Origin of the sequence: Pseudomonas sp. BIGb0278 (genome assembly GCF_024809895.1) — a bacterium.
Taxonomy (GTDB): domain Bacteria; phylum Pseudomonadota; class Gammaproteobacteria; order Pseudomonadales; family Pseudomonadaceae; genus Aquipseudomonas; species Aquipseudomonas shirazensis.
The window spans coordinates 1,126,359-1,143,469 of the sequence record NZ_JANUEL010000001.1 but is presented as its reverse complement, the minus strand read 5'-3'; the positions used below and the strand labels follow the sequence as shown (position 1 = coordinate 1,143,469).

Below are 17,111 nucleotides of genomic sequence, written 5' to 3'. Positions count from 1 at the left end.
GCTTCGTCAACTTACAACAACGAGGACCTCCGCCATGAGCGAGATCAGCAGCCTGACCCACGCCATTTCTGTCGACCCGTTCAGCGGTGAGCAGATCGGCCACTATCCGTTCGACACCGACGCCGCACAGGAAGCGGCGCTGCAACGTGCCAAGGTTGGCTTCAACCAATGGCGCCAGGTGTCACTGGGGCAGCGCAGCGAGTATCTGAACGCCCTGGCCGATGCTCTGCAGGCCAATCACGAAGCATTGGCGGTGATGATCAGCCGCGAAATCGGCAAGCCGATCAGCCAGGCACGTGGCGAAGTGACCAAGTGCGTTGGCCTGTGCCAATGGTACGCCGAGCACGGCCCGGCGATGCTGGCTGCCGAGCCTACGCAAATCGCCACCGCGCGCATCGAATACCGCCCGTTGGGGCCGATTCTGGCCGTGATGCCGTGGAACTTCCCGCTCTGGCAAGTGCTGCGCGGCGCGGTCCCGGCACTGCTGGCGGGCAATACCTATGTGCTCAAGCATGCCCCGAACGTCATGGGCAGCGCCTATCTGCTGCTCGACGTGATCAATCAGGCTGGCCTGCCAGCAGGCATCTTCGAAGTGCTCAACGTCACCCCGGACGGCGTGACCCGGGCGATCAATGACCCGCGTATTGCCGCCGTGACCCTGACCGGCAGTGTCCGCGCCGGCATGGCGATTGGTGCTCAAGCCGGTGCTGCGCTGAAGAAATGCGTACTGGAACTGGGCGGTTCCGATCCGTTCATCGTACTGGCGGACGCCGACCTCGATGCAGCGGTCAAGGCAGCGGTGATCGGCCGCTATCAGAACACCGGCCAGGTCTGTGCAGCAGCCAAGCGCCTGATCGTCGAAGAAAGCATCGCCGAGGCGTTTACCGCGAAGTTCGTCGAAGCCACGCGTCAGCTCAAGGTCGGCAACCCGCTTGAGGCTGACACCTACATCGGCCCGATGGCCCGCTATGACCTGCGCGACGAGCTTGACGGCCAGGTGCAGGCAACCTTGGCTGAAGGCGCGGTGCTGCTGCTGGGTGGCAAGAAGGCTGAGGGCTTCGGCAACTTCTACGAGCCGACCGTATTTGCCGGCGTTACCCCGCAAATGACCGCGTTCAAGCAGGAGTTGTTTGGCCCGGTGGCAGCGATCATCAGCGCCCGTGACGCCGACCACGCCGTGGAACTGGCCAACGACAGCGAGTTTGGTCTGGCCTCGACCATCTACACCGCCAACCTCGACCTGGCTGAGCGGATGACCTCGGCGTTGGATACCGGCGCGGTGTTCATCAACGGCTACTGCGCCTCTGACCCGCGGGTAGCGTTCGGCGGCGTGAAGAAGAGCGGCTTTGGCCGTGAGCTGTCGCACTTCGGTGTGCGCGAGTTCTGCAACGTGCAGACGGTGTGGCTGGATCGCAACTGACAGCAGCGTAAGCAAAAGGGGCAAGTCGCTTGTGCGGCTTGCCCCTTTTTTTTGCCAGCTAGTTGTCGCGCACCTGGTCCTGCACCCAGTCGAGCATGCCACCCGGCACAATCAGCTCATGCCTGGCCCGCGAACAGGCGGTGTACAGCCCCGCGAGCATGCGCGCTCGCTCATTGCGGTTACCGGCGGCGGCAGGCGCGACCATCAGCTCTGGCGAGACCATGACCCGGGCGAACTCCATGTTCTTCACGTCGCGCACCCTGGCCAGGAACAGCTTGGGCGCCTTGTCCCAGCGATAACGGCTCTTGGCCTTGGCAAAATCTTCCGGCGTGTAGCCCCTGCGCAGCAGGTTGGCAACGGCGGCAAAGGCCTTGTCGTCGCCCTTGTCCTGTTCCAGCGCCTGCCAGCTGGCATAGCGGAACAGCATGTTGTGCCGCGGGCGCGTGCCGTAGCGGTACAGCTCGATGCAGTCTTCGACAAACAGCTCGAACTCCTTGCGCGCACCTTTGAGCAAAACAAACGGTACGCCCTGATGGGTCAGGCGCTGGAACCAGCCGAACAGACCCCATTCGTCATCCACCAGCAGCGCCGTAGGTTGCTCGGGCACCGTCACCGTGTCGAAGAAACTGACCCGGGTGTAGTGCTCGGCGCTGCCGGTAAAGGCCGCCTGCACTGCGGCCGGGTGGGCCAGGATCAGCGGGTTCAGCACGCCCTCCATGGCCGGCCCGGCACGCAGCGAGTGATCGATGCAGCGCTGGCGGATGAACTTGCCGTGGTGCGGGCTGAGGCCGTTGAGGTTCTGCAGGTCGTCGCCCAAGGTAATGATTGCCTGCGGGCTGCGGTCGAGCACGGCGAGCATGGGCGCCGACAGCTCGTGGGCTTCATCGACGATGACATGGCTGAACTGGCTGTCGATCACTTCCAGCGTCAGCGACAGCAGCTTGACCCGGTGATAATCGCGCACCGGCAGCTGAATCTCGCGCGCCGAGGGGCGGATCAGCTGTTGCCAGTACAGGCGCGCCTTTTCCAGCAGCACCTCCTGATCCAACGGCGAAAAGCCGTGGCCCATCCACGGCAAATGGTGCAGTTCGATGGCGGTGTCTGCGCTGCGGCAGAAGCTGCGTACCGCCTTGATGCACAGGGCGACCACTTCACGCGCCGCCAACGGGCCGATGTCCGGCACTGCCAGCCACTGTACGACTTGCGCCTCCTGCGGGCGCCACGACAGTTTGCTGCGGTAGACGTCGCGCAGGCGCCAGCCGTTGCTGGTCAGGTCGCGGTCAAGAATTTCATCGGCCAACTGGCCAAAAGTGCGCGCGGTAAACGCCGAGGCGTCCTTGATCCGCGCCTGCAGGGCGCGTAGCTGGCCTTCGGTCATGGCCAGCAGCAAGGTCCGCTGCGGGTCGAGCAAACGGGCGAACTGGTTGATCAGGAAAGTCTTGCCGGTGCCGGCAAAACCCTGCACCGCCACCGACTCGTCAACCCCCGAGAGAAACTCGCGCAGCAAGCGGTTCTGCTGGTCACTCAGGCGCAGATTGCTCGGCAACGACGGCAAGCTGACCGGTCGCAACGGCGTTACCTGCTCGCGATAGGCATCGGCAAAGGCAAAGCTCCAGCCACCTTCGCTGTCGCGCAGGTCGGCAACATCGACCGGCTGCTCGGCCGCCAGCAGGCCGATGCCGTTCTCGCCGAGCATGCCCAGGCCCATGGCGAACACTTCTGGGTCAAAACGGCTGGCGACCTGCTGCTGGAAGCGCGAAGGCGCCGCCGCTTCGACCTCATCGGCAATCCGCACGATCTCGGCAAAGCGCCGCTGCTGCGCTTCGACCGAAGGCGCACCCTGCTGGCGCGGCACATTCTGGATAAACAGCACCGCAGCGCTTTCCAGCAGGCTGGCCTGCACAAAGAACTCGCTGGCGTGTTGACTGGCCAGGCCGTCGGCCTGTTCGCTGGTCAGGGGCAGATAAAACATCAGGACCTCGGTACATTACTGCCGCGCACGATACCAGCAATGGCTCTGATCTGCAGAACTGTACCGGGCTACCTGGCCCGCTTCAGCGTCTCGCTGGGCAGCTCGGCAAACAGTTGCCGGTAACTTTCCGAGAAGCGCCCCAGGTGCCAGAACGACCACTGCATGGCCACCTCGGCCACGGTCGCCCCAGCGCCACGCAACAAGTCACGGCGGGCGCCGTTCAAGCGGCGCAGGCGCAGCCAGTGCGCAGGCGGCATGGCGGTGAAGGCCTTGAAGATCTGCTGCAACTGGCGCACAGACACCCCGGCAACTTCGGCCAGCTCGACGAGGTTGAGTGTTTCGTCGGGGCAATCGGCGGCCCAGTCGCTGACCCGGCGCATGACCGCGCGCGCCTCGCTACGCCGGCCATGGGCATCGCCCTGCAGGCGTTGGCTGGCATTGTCGAGAATGAACAGGCAATCCTCGAGCAGCTGTTCGCCCAACGCCCTGCCCTGCAATGGGCTGTCAGCCTCGCCCAGCCGGGTCAGGGTCGCGCTCAGCCAGCTGCCGAACAGGTTGTTCTGCACCGAGTCCAGCGGGGTCATGAACAAGCCTTCCAGGCGGGCGACATCCAGCCCATGGCGCTGGAGAAAGTCGCGGCTGAACACCACCGCCACTTCCTGATAGTTCTCGGGCGTGATCCAGATATTGCGGCTGTCTTCATTGAGCAGGTACAGGCTGTTCTCGCTGCGATCAAAGCAGAACGTCAACGACCCACTGGGCGCGCTGAAAAACTGCTCAACGCGGGTGTTCAGGCGTTCTTCGTAGACCTCGACGCCCTCAAGCTCCAGGCTGCGCAGTTGGCCATTGAACAACCCCGGCGACATTTGCCGGTATTGCTGCTGCCAGCCGGGCGTTGTGCGCACCTGTTCACTGACATCACTGGTCTGGAAAGCCTGAACTTGCAAGCCATTGGCGCTGGTCACGCGGCATCCTATACGCACTCTTTTGGTGCATTTGCTGGCGAAAGAAGTGGATAGATCAACCCTGCGGGCTGCGCCCAAGATAGCCTTCAGCGCAGCGACTGGGAAGATCCCTTCGCGTGGCGCGATCAAAACCCAACCAAGAGGTCTGTATGAACGCCCCCTTCGATCAGCTTTCCACCTGGCTGAAAGAACACCGCATCACCGAAGTCGAATGCGTGATCAGTGACCTGACCGGCATCGCCCGCGGCAAGATTGCACCCACGGCCAAGTTCCTCCATGAGCGCGGCATGCGCCTGCCTGAAAGCGTGCTGCTGCAGACCGTCACCGGCGACTATGTCGACGACGATATCTACTACGACCTGCTCGACCCGGCCGACATCGACATGATCTGCCGCCCCGACCCGTCGGCGGTGTACCAGATCCCGTGGGCCATCGAACCCACCGCCATCGTCATCCACGACACCTTCGACAAACAAGGCAACCCGATCGAGCTGTCGCCGCGCAACGTTCTCAAGAAAGTCCTCAAGCTCTACGCCGACAAGGGCTGGCAGCCAATCGTCGCGCCGGAGATGGAGTTCTACCTGACCAAGCGCTGCGAAGACCCGGACTTGCCTCTGCAAGTGCCAATGGGCCGCTCCGGGCGCGCTGAAAGCGGCCGTCAGTCGTTCTCGATCGACGCCGCCAACGAATTCGACCCGCTGTTCGAGGACGTCTACGACTGGTGCGAGATCCAGTGCCTGGACCTCGACACGCTGATCCACGAAGACGGCCCGGCGCAGATGGAGATCAACTTCCGCCACGGCGACGCGCTGGACCTGGCCGACCAGATCACCGTGTTCAAACGGACCATGCGCGAGGCCGCGCTCAAGCACAACGTCGCCGCAACGTTCATGGCCAAGCCGATCACCGATGAGCCCGGCAGCGCCATGCACCTGCACCAGAGCGTGGTCGACATCGCCACCGGCAAGCCGATCTTCGCCAATGACGACGGCAGCATGAGCGAGCTGTTCCTGCACCACATCGGTGGCCTGCAGAAGTACATCCCCAAGGTGTTGCCGATGTTCGCGCCGAACGTCAACTCGTTCCGCCGCTTCCTGCCGGACACCTCGGCCCCGGTCAACGTCGAGTGGGGTGAAGAAAACCGCACCGCCGGACTGCGCGTACCGACCTCAAGCCCCGAGGCCATGCGCGTCGAGAACCGCCTGCCGGGCGCCGATGCCAACCCTTACCTGGCCATTGCTGCGAGTTTGCTCTGCGGCTACCTGGGCATGGTTGGCAAGATCGAGCCGAGCGCTGCAGTGCAAGGCCGCGCCTATGAGCGACGCAGCCTGCGCCTGCCGATTACCATCGAAGACGCGCTGCAGCACATGGAGGAATGCGAAATCATCCAGGACTACCTGGGCAAGCAGTTCGTCCAGGGTTATGTCGCGGTGAAGCGCGCCGAGCACGAGAACTTCAAACGGGTGATCAGTTCGTGGGAGCGCGAGTTCCTGATGATGAGTGTCTGATCATCTGCGGGGCGCCGAGCGCCCCGCCTTACGCAACATCACGACCCAGAATAAAAACAGAGAGGTGTCGACATGCGTCATTTGCAGTCCGTGATCCCCGCAGCATTCGCCCTGATGTTCGGCGCCGCCGCTCAGGCCCAGCCGAGCGTCAGCGTGTACAACTGGACCGACTATATAGGTGAAACCACCCTGGCCGACTTCCAGGCCAGCAGCGGCATCAAAGTGATCTATGACGTGTTCGACTCCAACGAAACCCTGGAGGGCAAGTTGCTCGCCGGGCGCACTGGCTACGACGTGGTGGTGCCGTCCAACCACTTCCTGGCCCGCCAGGCCAAGGCCGGCGCCTTCCTGCCGCTGGACCGCAGCAAGCTGCCGAACTTCAGCAACCTCGACCCCAAGCTGCTCAAGCAGCTGGAGCAGAACGACCCCGGCAATAAATACGCAGTGCCGTACCTGTGGGGCACCAACGGCATCGGCTACAACGTCGACAAGGTCAAGGCGGCGCTGGGCATCGACAAGATCGATTCGTGGGCAGTGCTGTTCGAGCCAGAAAACCTGAAGAAACTGCAAAAATGCGGCGTAGCCTTCATGGACTCGCCGGATGAACTGTTCCCGGCCATGCTCAACTACCTGGGCATGAACCCGCGCAGCGAAAACGAAGCCGATTACAAGAAGGCCGAAGCCAAGCTGGTGGAAATACGGCCGTACATTACCTACTTCCACTCCTCCAAGTACGTTTCCGACCTGGCCAATGGCGATGTCTGCATCGCTTTCGGTTACTCGGGCGACGTATTCCAGGCGGCCAATCGCGCGGTTGAGGCGAAAAACGACGTAAAAATCGCCTACAGCATTCCCAAGGAAGGCAGCAATCTGTGGTTCGACCTGCTGGCCATTCCCAAGGACGCCAGCAACCCTGAACAGGCCCTGGCCTTCATCAATTACCTGCTCGACCCTGAGGTAATCGCCAAAGTCAGCACCACCGTCGGTTATGCCAACGCCAACCTCGCGGCCAAGGCGCACATGGATCCGGCGCTGGTCAACAATCCCGAGATCTACCCGCCGCAAGAGGTGCTCGACAAGCTCTATGTATCGAGCACACCGAGCCCGAAAATCATGCGGGTCATGACCCGTTCCTGGAGCAAGATCAAATCCAACCGCTGAGCCGAGCCTGTGCCATGTCATTAGAGAGCCAACACGCTGCCTCGTACTACGCCGCCACGGCGCGCAGCAGCGCGCCCTACCCTGCGCTGCAAGAACAACTGAGCGCCGACGTCTGCGTGGTCGGTGGCGGCCTGACCGGGGTCAATACTGCGCTGGAACTGGCCGAGCGCGGTTTGTCGGTGATCCTCCTCGAAGCCCGGCGCATCGGCTGGGGCGCGAGCGGGCGCAACGGTGGCCAGCTGATTCGCGGCATCGGCCATGATGTCAGCGGTTTTGCCCGCTATGTCGGCCAGGACGGCGTGCGATATCTGCAACAGGCCGGGATCGACTCGGTCGAGCTGGTGCGCCAGCGCATTACCCAGTACGCCATCGACTGTGACCTGCGCTGGGGCTTCTGCGAGCTGGCCAACACGCCCGCCCAGTTTGCCGCGTTCAAGGACGAGCAAGCACAACTGGCCGAGCTCGGTTACCGCCATGCCACGCGCCTGGTTGATGCGGCACACATCGGTGAAGTGGTCGCCAGCGAGCAGTACGCAGGCGGGCTGATCGACATGGGTTCAGGCCATCTGCACCCGCTCGACCTGGTCCAGGGCGAAGCGCGCGCTGCGGCAAAGTTGGGCGTGCGTATCTTTGAACAAAGCCCGGTGCTGCGCATCGAGCATGGCCCGAGCGTGACCCTGCACTGCGCCCACGGCAAGGTGCGCGCGCAGAGCCTTGTGCTTGGCTGCAATGCGCACCTGGACGAACTCGAGCCGCGCCTGAGCGGCAAGGTGCTGCCCGCTGGCAGCTACGTGGTGGCGACCGAGCGACTGCCTGAACAGGTGGCACAGGCGTTGATTCCGCAGAACATGGCTTTGTGTGACCAGAAGGTCGGCCTTGATTACTACCGCCTGACCGCCGACAACCGCCTGCTGTTTGGCGGTGCCTGCCACTATTCGGGCCGCGATCCGAAAGACATCGCCGCCTACATGCTGCCCAAGGTGCGCAAGGTGTTCCCGCAACTGGCCGATGTACGCATCGACTATCAATGGGGCGGCATGATCGGCATCACCGCCAACCGCTTCCCGCAGGTGGGCCGCTTGAGCCAATACCCCAACGTCTACTATGCCCAGGGCTATTCCGGGCATGGCCTGAACGTGACGCACTGGACTGCCAAGCTGCTGGCCGAAGGCATCGCCGTCGGCCACAGCCAGGGCCTGGATGTTTTCAGTGCGGTGCCGCACCTGACCTTCCCGGGCGGCAAGGCCCTGCGCTCGCCGCTGCTGGCAGCGGGCATGCTCTGGCATCGGCTGCGCGAAGTACTGGGCTGAGCCCACGGGTGCAGGCCCGCGCCGAATCGGCGCGGGGTTGAGCTGGGTCAGGCGAAGAAGCTGTAGAAGATCGCCGACAAGGTGATCAAACCGATCAAGGTAACGAACACATTGGACAGCTTGCCCGAGTACTTGCGCAGCGCCGGCACCTTGCGTACGGCGTACATCGGCATCAGAAACAGCAGGCAGGCAATCACCGGGCCGCCCATGCTTTCGATCAGGCGCAGGATGCTCGGGTTGAGGGTGGCGACCGCCCAGCACGTCAGCACCATGAACAGCGCGGTAACCCGCTCCAGACGCTTGGCCGGCCAGGCTTTGCCGCGCCCGCGCAGGCTCTTGACGATCATGCCCTGGAAGCCCTCGCTAGCGCCGATGTAGTGGCCGAGGAACGACTTGGTGATTGCCACCAGGGCAATCAGCGGTGCCACGAACGCGATCACCGGGGTCTGGAAGTGGTTGGCCAGGTACGACAACACCGAGATGTTCTGCTCCTTGGCGGCCGCCAGGTCGGCGGGGCTCAACGCCAGCACGCAACTGAAGCAGAAGAACATCACCGTCAGCACCATCATCACGTGCGCGGTTGCCAGCGTGCGGCCGCTCTTGCGGTCAGCGTCGGCGCCATAACGGTGCTTTTGGTCGACGGCAAAGGCCGAGATGATCGGCGAGTGGTTGAACGAGAAGACCATGACCGGGATCGCCAGCCACAACGTCAGCAGCAATTTGTTGACGCTGATGCCTTCACTGGCCTGGGCGAGGAAGGCGCCGTTCCAGTTCGGGATCAGGCTCAGGGCCAGCAGCAACAGCGAGGCGACGAAGGGATAGACCAGGATGCTCATGGCCTTGACGATCATCTGTTGGCCGCAGCGCACGATCACCATCAGACCGCAGATCAGCAGCAGCGACAGCAGCACCCGCGGCGGCGCCGTCACGTGCAACTGATGCTCGAGAAAACTGCTCAGGGTATTGGTCAGGGCAACGCTGTACACCAGCAGGATCGGGAAAATCGCCAGAAAGTACAGCAAGGTGATCAGCTTGCCGGCGCCGGTGCCGAAGTGCTCCTCGACCACCTCGGTGATGTCCTCGTTGCCGCTCTTGCGACCGGACAGGACAAAGCGGGTCAAGGCCCGATGTGCATAGAAGGTCATCGGCAACGCCAGCAGCGCGAGGATCATCAACGGCCAGAAGCCGCCGACCCCAGCGTTGATTGGCAGGAACAACGTTCCGGCGCCAATCGCCGTGCCATACAGGCCCAGAGCCCAGGTGGTGTCATGGCGGTTCCAGCGGGTTGCATCCACCGCTGCAGCCGCAACGGCCGCATCCGCACGAACAGTCGTGGTGCTATGTACATCGGTCATCAGATATCGCCTTGTAGTTATTTTTGTCGCTGATACAGCGGGTAGTGCCTTGGAGCTGAATGCACGCTGCCTTGGCAGATGCGCATTCAGCCCCGTCGAGTACGGGTCAGCACTCGACGTACGCAACGGCGAGGCCGCCGCGTGAGGTTTCCTTGTAGTTGGCGTGCATGTCGGCGCCGGTGTCGCGCATGGTGCGAATCACCCGGTCGAGGGAGATGAAGTGCTCGCCGTCGCCGCGCAGGGCCATCTGCACAGCGTTGATGGCCTTGACGGCGGCAATCGCGTTGCGCTCGATGCAGGGGATCTGCACCAGCCCGCCGACCGGGTCGCAGGTCAGCCCGAGGTTGTGCTCAAGGGCAATTTCGGCGGCGTTTTCCAGCTGCGGTGCGGTCGCGCCGAGCACCTCGGCCAGGCCCGCGGCGGCCATTGAACAGGCCGAACCGACCTCCCCCTGGCAGCCCACTTCGGCGCCGGAAATAGACGCGTTTTTCTTGCACAGAATGCCCACTGCCGCCGCCGCCAGCAGAAACGCCACGACATCGTCGTCGCAGGCGCTGGGGTTGAACTTCATGTAGTAATGCAACACGGCGGGGATGATGCCGGCGGCGCCGTTGGTAGGCGCGGTGACCATGCGCCCGCCAGCGGCGTTTTCTTCATTGACCGCCAGGGCAAACAGATTGACCCACTCCATCGCGCTCAAGGTCGAGCCGATCACGTTGGGCTTGCCGACTTCCTGCAGGCTGCGGTGCAGCCGCGCGGCACGCCGCTTGACGTTGAGCCCACCGGGCAGGATGCCGTCATTGCGCATGCCGTTGGCCACGCACTCGCGCATCGCGGCCCAGATTTTCAGCAGCCCAGCGCGGATGTCATCTTCACTGCGCCAGGCGCGCTCGTTGGCCATCATCAGTTGGCTGACGCTGAGGCCGTGCTGTTTGCACAGGCTGAGCAGTTCGGCAGCGCTGGAAAACTCGTAAGGCAGCTTGACCTGCTCGGCGCTGCTCTGTGGCGCATCGATCTCGGCTTGCTCGACGATGAAGCCGCCACCGACCGAGTAATAGGTCTGGCTGAACAGGCAGCCCTGCTCGCCCTCGGCATTCAGCGTCATGGCATTGGGGTGGTACGCGAGGCTTTCGTCCAGCAGGAGCATGTCGCGGCCATAATCGAAGTCTACCGGCTGGCGGCCGTCGAGCATCAGGCAGCGCTCCTGCAGCAGCTGGGCGATACGCGGCTCGATACTGTGCGGATCGATCTGGTCAGGCCACTGCCCCATCAACCCCAGCAGGCAGGCGCGATCAGTGGCATGGCCGACGCCGGTGGCGGACAGCGAACCATACAGGCGCACCTCGACCCGCTGTACCTGAGCCAGTAGCCCGCGCTCGCGCAGCGCCTGGGCGAAGGTTGCGGCGGCGCGCATCGGCCCTACGGTGTGGGAGCTGGAGGGGCCGATGCCAATCTTGAAAAGGTCGAAAACACTGATAGCCATGCTAATGCCTGACCGTGGCGGCCTTGAACACCTGCGCACGGCTCTCTGGAAAAATTGAACGGTGTTGCCAAGTTGGGCGATACTGCCGCGCCGCCACGGCAATGACCAACGAAAGTTTCTAAGCTAGCCTTTAGCAGGACTAAACGATGAGAAGGCAAATTACTGGCCAGTTCTATGTCTGGCTGCATGTGTTTTCCTGTGCGGCGCGGCACTTGTCGTTCACCCGCTGCGCCGAGGAACTACACATCACGCCCGGCGCGGTCAGCCAACAGATGCGCCAGCTCGAAGAGCATCTGGGCTACCGTTTGTTCCTGCGCAAGGCCCGTGGTGTCGAGCTTTGCGCCGAAGGCCAGCGCCTGGCGCTGACGGTCGCCGAAGCCTACGGCAGCATCGAAGCGGAGTTGCTGCGGCTGGACGCCGGCGATATTCGTGGCACCTTGCGCCTGCGCTCGATCCCGTCATTTCTGGCCAAGTGGCTGACCCCGCGCCTGCCGCGCTTTCAACAGCGCTACCCGGATCTTGAGCTGCGGCTGGTGGCCGAAGACAGCAACCAGGCCCTGCACCCGGATGATTTCGACCTGGCGATCGACCTCAATGACGGCAGCTATCCGGGCATGCTGTCGACGCCGCTGCTCGACGAGCAGATATTCCCGGTGTGCTCACCTGCCCTGCTCCGTGGCCGGCCGCCGCTGCACGGGCCGGCTGACCTGGTGCATTACCCGTTGCTGCACGACATGACCGCCTGGCGCGGCAGTTCGGAGTACGCTGAGTGGGAGTTTTATCTGCAGGGCATTGGTGCCGGTGAGTTGAATGTGCGCCGCGGGCACACCTTCAACCGCAATCACCTGACCATCGAAGCCGCCATTGCCGGGGTTGGCGTGGCGATAGCGCGGCGCACCCTGCTCAATGATGAGCTCGAGCGCGGCGCGCTGATCGTGCCGTTCGGCGTAGCGCTGGCCAACCACAAGCGCTACGTGCTGCATTACCCGCCCGGCGGCTTGAACCAGCCGGGCGCGCGTGCCGTGCATGACTGGCTGGTGGAAGAAGCGCAGGCGTTTCGCGCGCTCCACCCGCTGGCATTGGATGTGTGAGCCGGCTCAGTACGCCTGTTTGCCGGTGAACGCATTGAGCGTGCGCACCAGGATCACGAAGTCCAGCCACAACGACCAGTTGTTGATGTACTCGATGTCCGAGTCGACCCGCTGGATCATCTGGCCGATGTCCTTGGTTTCGCCCCTGAAGCCACGGACCTGGGCCAGCCCGGTCATCCCCGGCTTGATGTTGTGGCGGGCGAAGTAATCGACGATGTCTTGCGAATACAGCGTGTCGTGATGCAGCGCATGCGGCCGTGGTCCAACCAGCGACATTTCACCAGTCAGCACATTGAACAGCTGTGGCAACTCATCCAGGCTGGTACGCCGGATAAAGGCGCCGACCTTGGTAATCCGCGGATCGTTTTTCTGCGCCTGCTTGACCACGCCGTTTTCCAGCGGGTGAATGTGCATGCTGCGAAATTTCCAGATGCGGAACGATTCGCCGGTCCAGCCCATGCGTTCCTGGCGGAAGAACACCGGCCCCGGGCTGTCGATCTTGATCGCCAGGGCGATCAGCAGCAGCACCGGCGAAGCACAGAGCAAGATCAACGCGGCCAGCACGCGGTCTTCCAGGTTCTTGAGGAACAGGCTCATGCCGGTCAGCGGGGTTTCCGACAGAGTCAGCACCGGGATCCCGGCGATTTCCCGCACGCTGTGGTTGATCAGCCGCAGCGAGAAGATATCGGGCACCCAGTTGACCGCAATGCACTTGTCGAGCAGCTTCAGATAGACGTCGTTGATGACCTCCGAGCCGCCCAGCGGCGTCACCAGATACACCGTGCGGATCGCATGCTTGGCTACCAGCCCATCGAGCTCGGAGATGTGCCCCAGCACCGGCGGTTTGCCGTCACCGGCGACGCGGCTTTGCTCGTCGGGCTTGTCGATCCACACGCAGCCCACCACACGCTCGCCAAACCAGGGGTTGTTGCTGATCTTCAGGTAAAGAAAGTTGGCAAGATCGCCCGTGCCGATGATCAGCGCATTGTCGGTACGCAGCGCATTGGCCATGAAGCGCTTCTGCACTTCGCGCACTGTGTAGTGCAGGAACAGCTGCAGGAAATAGCCGCTGACGAACAGTTTGCCCACCAGCAAGCGTGAGTAGGTTTCGCTCTGCTTGGTCAGAAACGCCATCACCATCAAGAAACAGAACGTCGCCGACCACGCCTTGAACAAGCGAAACGCCTTGATCGACAGGCCGACGTTGCTGCGGTAGATACCGTAGTGGTCATAGATCACTGCCAGCGCACCGATCAGCAACAGCAGCATGATCACGTAGTCGGAAGTGATGTAGCCGAACTGATCAACGATCAGGTACCAGGCGATGCCAGTCACCGCGATACCGTCAAGCCCAGCCTGAATGGCGTTACTCACGCCACTTCTGCGCTGGAGCAAGGAACGACTGCTTCGGGGCTCGAAAACCATCATCAGACCTCATCAGATGTGAGCGCAGCGATACATCACTGCTTACAACTTTGGTATTACAACCAACTGACTGAACACACTGCCAAGCCAATGCTGCACGCACGCCGACGATTGAATTCGGCGTAGTTCCGGGGGGGTTATGGGGCATTTGATATCACTGTAGCAGTACCACGGAGAGGCGACGGGGCGAATCATCGTGGCGACGGTTTTTGGCAGATTCGCAGTGCCCGGCACCACCTTCAGCAGGTCATTTCAGATGCGCTTCGGCGCGCTGCGCACCGCGCTTGCGGCAGCTTTTCGGTAGCGCAACGCACGCAGCATGAACAGCGGATTGCCGATCACATACCGCTTGAACAGACGCCTGGGCTCACGCAGCAAGCGGTAGGCCCACTCCCCTTTCAAGCGGCGCACCCAGTGCGGCGCGCGGGTGACTTTGCCTCCGAGAAAATCCAGGATGGCGCCGCCACAAATGATCAGGCACGGCCCAGCGGCCGCAGCCAGTTGCGCTGCGATAGCCTCCTGTTTGGGCATGCCCATGCCCAGCACAATCAACTGCGGCTGATACTGCCTGGCGAGCTCAAGGTAATGTTCAGCGTTGGCAAACCCGTGCTCGACCGAGACCAGCTCGATTGCAAACTGCGCCTGACAGCGAGCACCGCCCTGGCTCACGAATGGCTCCTCGGTGCCCCACAGCGCGACCCGTTTGCCCCGGTACGCCGCGATCAGTTTGGGAATCAGGTCGGTCCCGTTCATGTTCAGGCCTGGCTCAAGTGCGAGTTGGCGATACAGCAGGCCCATGCCGGCGCCATCGCGCAGCAGCAGGTCAGCCGCGCTCAGCGACGCACAATAGCCCTCGCTGGCAGCCACCAGATTCAGCGCATGAGCATTGACGAAGCCCAGCACCGTTGCCTGGTCGGGCGCCGCAAGGGTCGCAATCAGCTGTTGCTCGGCAGCCCCATCGACAACCACCAGCAGCTTGCCGAGGATAGCGTCCCAGCGTTGTTGCCATGGCCGCTCATTCATTGACTGTCATCCCGCTTCGAACGCACCCATTCCACCTGACGCTTGAGCAAAAAACCCACGTACAGGGGGATTTTTTTCGCTGCGTAGAATGGCGCATAGAGCAACACCGAGAACGGAATCAGCTCGCGTGAGAAGCGCGCCCAGGCCAGCACCACTGCTGCGCCCATCAGCACCAGCGCAAGGCTGGCGATGGCTGCGGCAAAGGCCACGCCGAGCAGTGCGAAGGCCAGCCAACTGACGACGAAGATGGCCATCAGGGCCAATACCAACAAGGCCAATGGTGGCACCAGCAGGTCCAGCGCCATGGCCAACAACGGCCCGTTGCGTTGCAGCAAAGCGGCGCCCAGCAGCTTCGGCCCTTCTGCCAGCAACACGCCTAGATGGCCGTGTTCCCAGCGGGTGCGCTGGTTGCTGAGGCCGTCGTCGCTGGTGGGGAACAGGCTGGTGACCTGGGCCTGCGGGCAAAACAACGGCGGCTTGCCGTCACGGCAAAAATCCAGGCCCAGCTTCAGGTCTTCGACCAGGTGACCGGTGGCCAGATTGGCCTTCGCCAGATCAGCCCAGGCGAAGGCCATGCCGGTGCCCATCAATTGGCATGGCAGCCCGATCCGGGCCCAGCCGCGCGGCCGCACCAGATTCTTTACTCGCCAGGCGAACTCGGCGACTTGCACCTTGAGCCCGGCCCCGGCAGGCGCGCACATCAGGTCAAGGGCCTGCACCGGGCGGCCGGTGGCGAGGCTGCAACGCGCCAGAGTTTCAATCGAGCCAGCACTCAACAGGCAGTCGGCGTCGATGATGATCACCACCTCCGGCGGCGCCGCGGCCAGCTGACGCACGCCGTAGTCCAGGGCATAGCCCTTGCCACGCAGATGCGGATGCTCGCGCTCGACCACCTCGGCGCCGGCCGCGCGAGCCAGTGCTGCGGTGCTGTCAGTACAATTGTCGGCGACTACCAGCAGGCGATCACTGTCGAGCAATTGCTGACGGATGCTGGCCAAGGTGGCGCTGACACCCCCTGACTCATTGTGCGCCGGCACCAGCACGGCCACCCGCGGCCTGGGGCCGGCAGCCAAAGGCACCGGCCGCGCCGGCAGGCACGCCAGCACGACCTGGGCAAACAGCACCAGGACCGGCAGCAGAATCAACAGCGCCAACAGCGCCAGCAGCCAACTTGTCAGTGTGATCATGCGCCCGCCCTGAAATAGCTGGCCAATTTGGCCGCTTCGGTATCGATGTCGTGGCGCTCCAGCACCCGCTGATGGGCTGCATCGCCCATACGTTGCAGCACCTCGTCCGGTTGCCCAAGGCAGTCGGCCATCGCCGCTGCCAGCTCCTGTACCGCCCCTGCTGGGAACAGCCAGCCATTCTCGCCAGGGCGCACCAGTTCAGGGATGCCCGCCACATAGGTGGTCAGCACCGGGCGGCGCAAGGCCATGGCCTCCATGATCACCACTGGCAGGCCTTCGGCAAAGCTGGGCAAGACCAGGGCGCGAGCGGCGAGTAGCTCCTCGCGAACCTGGCCGCTGCTGATCCAGCCAGTAATACGCACCTGCCCCTGCAGCCCATAGCGGGCAATCAGGGTCTCGAGCTCTGCGCGCATCTCGCCATCGCCGGCCAGCACCAGCTCGAACGTCGTACCTTGCGCGGCCAACTTCTGCGCCGCCTCAAGCAACAGCAACTGGCCCTTCTGCTCGCACAAGCGGCCGACACACACCAGCCGCGGCACTGCCGGAACCGGCACCGGCGGGCCTGCATGGAAGGCCGCTTCCAGCCCGCAGTGCACGACCTTGACCTTGTCCCAATGGGCGTGCGCCACCCAGCGATACAGCTGGCTGCGGCCGTAAGAGCTGACGGCGGCGACAAACGCCGCACGGCGGACCTTCTCACCGATATGCAGAAACTGCGGTTTGTCGAATTCCTCCGGGCCGTGCACGGTGAAGCTGTAGTGCGGCCCGCCCAAGGCATTCGCGAGCATCACCACCTCGGTCGAATTGGTGCCGAAGTGAGCGTGCACATGCTCGGCGCCGAAAGCCTGCAACCACTGCACCACACGGCACGCCTCGGCCAGGTAGATCAGGTGATAAGGCCAGCTGCGGTCAGCCCGTCGGCTCATGCCCAGGGCCAGCCACAGCGCACTGAAAAACCGCCGCGGCTGAGCGCGCAGAACTTCAAGCAATGGCTTGAGCAGCCCTTTGACGCCGTCCTCAAGGACGTAGCGGGTCTTGCTCCGTTCAGCGATATCGTCGTTGTCCTGCAACTCGCCGTCCCAACCACGCAGGGCGATCCGCTGTACTTCAATGCCCTGGCGCTCCAGCGCGAGGATTTCGCGGCGAATGAAGCTGTGGCTGACCTTCGGGTACTGATTGATGAAATAAGCTATGCGCATAGGCAATCGATC

13 protein-coding genes are annotated in these 17,111 nt (G+C 63.0%); 5 read left to right on the top strand and 8 right to left on the bottom strand.

Translation table 11 applies throughout. The annotated features are described in order from the left end of the window. The first annotated feature begins 34 nt into the window (after nucleotides 1-34). Complete coding sequence (locus M2396_RS05170) at nucleotides 35-1,420, top strand: aldehyde dehydrogenase family protein (RefSeq protein ID WP_259073557.1); 1,386 nt, start codon at nucleotides 35-37, stop codon at nucleotides 1,418-1,420. Between the two features lie 58 nt (nucleotides 1,421-1,478). On the opposite strand, the gene M2396_RS05165 is transcribed toward M2396_RS05170, so the two are convergent. Next, entirely contained in the window at nucleotides 1,479-3,392 is a 1,914-nt protein-coding gene (locus M2396_RS05165) for an AAA family ATPase (protein ID WP_259073555.1), read from the bottom strand. A gap of 68 nt (nucleotides 3,393-3,460) precedes the next feature. Further along, on the bottom strand, nucleotides 3,461-4,357 hold the full coding sequence (locus tag M2396_RS05160) for a helix-turn-helix domain-containing protein (RefSeq protein ID WP_150569216.1): 897 nt from the start codon (nucleotides 4,355-4,357) through the stop codon (nucleotides 3,461-3,463). Between the two features lie 149 nt (nucleotides 4,358-4,506). On the opposite strand from M2396_RS05160, the gene M2396_RS05155 reads away from it, so the two are divergent. The 3 genes from M2396_RS05155 (at nucleotide 4,507) to M2396_RS05145 (ending at nucleotide 8,336) form a co-directional block, all read left to right on the top strand. After that, the gene (locus M2396_RS05155; RefSeq protein WP_101319556.1) at nucleotides 4,507-5,865 is read left to right on the top strand and encodes a glutamine synthetase family protein; all 1,359 of its coding nucleotides are present in this window, start codon (nucleotides 4,507-4,509) and stop codon (nucleotides 5,863-5,865) included. 72 nt (nucleotides 5,866-5,937) lie between these two features. After that, nucleotides 5,938-7,026, top strand: a complete 1,089-nt coding sequence (locus tag M2396_RS05150; RefSeq protein WP_150569215.1) for a polyamine ABC transporter substrate-binding protein — start codon at nucleotides 5,938-5,940, stop codon at nucleotides 7,024-7,026. Between the two features lie 14 nt (nucleotides 7,027-7,040). Next, entirely contained in the window at nucleotides 7,041-8,336 is a 1,296-nt protein-coding gene (locus tag M2396_RS05145; RefSeq protein WP_181106200.1) for an FAD-binding oxidoreductase, read from the top strand. Between the two features lie 47 nt (nucleotides 8,337-8,383). Here M2396_RS05145 and M2396_RS05140 read toward each other — a convergent pair whose 3' ends face one another. Further along, nucleotides 8,384-9,691, bottom strand: a complete 1,308-nt coding sequence (locus M2396_RS05140; RefSeq protein ID WP_103437375.1) for a serine/threonine transporter — start codon at nucleotides 9,689-9,691, stop codon at nucleotides 8,384-8,386. Nucleotides 9,692-9,797: 106 nt separating this feature from the next. Beyond that, on the bottom strand, nucleotides 9,798-11,174 hold the full coding sequence (locus tag M2396_RS05135) for an L-serine ammonia-lyase (protein WP_150571677.1): 1,377 nt from the start codon (nucleotides 11,172-11,174) through the stop codon (nucleotides 9,798-9,800). 146 nt (nucleotides 11,175-11,320) lie between these two features. On the opposite strand from M2396_RS05135, the gene M2396_RS05130 reads away from it, so the two are divergent. After that, the gene (locus tag M2396_RS05130) at nucleotides 11,321-12,265 is read left to right on the top strand and encodes a LysR substrate-binding domain-containing protein (RefSeq protein WP_101319567.1); all 945 of its coding nucleotides are present in this window, start codon (nucleotides 11,321-11,323) and stop codon (nucleotides 12,263-12,265) included. Nucleotides 12,266-12,271: 6 nt separating this feature from the next. Here the strand turns inward: M2396_RS05130 and M2396_RS05125 are convergent, their stop codons facing one another. The 4 genes from M2396_RS05125 to M2396_RS05110 form a co-directional block, all read right to left on the bottom strand. Further along, nucleotides 12,272-13,690 carry an undecaprenyl-phosphate glucose phosphotransferase gene (locus tag M2396_RS05125; RefSeq protein ID WP_103438780.1) on the bottom strand — a complete coding sequence of 473 codons (1,419 nt, stop codon included), beginning with the start codon at nucleotides 13,688-13,690 and terminating at the stop codon, nucleotides 12,272-12,274. A gap of 252 nt (nucleotides 13,691-13,942) precedes the next feature. Further along, nucleotides 13,943-14,713, bottom strand: coding sequence for a WecB/TagA/CpsF family glycosyltransferase (locus M2396_RS05120; protein WP_259073548.1), 771 nt, complete (start codon nucleotides 14,711-14,713; stop codon nucleotides 13,943-13,945). Further along, nucleotides 14,710-15,900, bottom strand: coding sequence for a glycosyltransferase family 2 protein (locus M2396_RS05115; RefSeq protein WP_220633647.1), 1,191 nt, complete (start codon nucleotides 15,898-15,900; stop codon nucleotides 14,710-14,712). The genes M2396_RS05120 and M2396_RS05115 overlap by 4 nt, the downstream gene beginning before the upstream one ends. Further along, nucleotides 15,897-17,099, bottom strand: a complete 1,203-nt coding sequence (locus M2396_RS05110; RefSeq protein WP_259073546.1) for a glycosyltransferase family 4 protein — start codon at nucleotides 17,097-17,099, stop codon at nucleotides 15,897-15,899. Before M2396_RS05110 ends, M2396_RS05115 begins: the two co-directional genes overlap by 4 nt. Nucleotides 17,100-17,111: the final 12 nt, after the last annotated feature.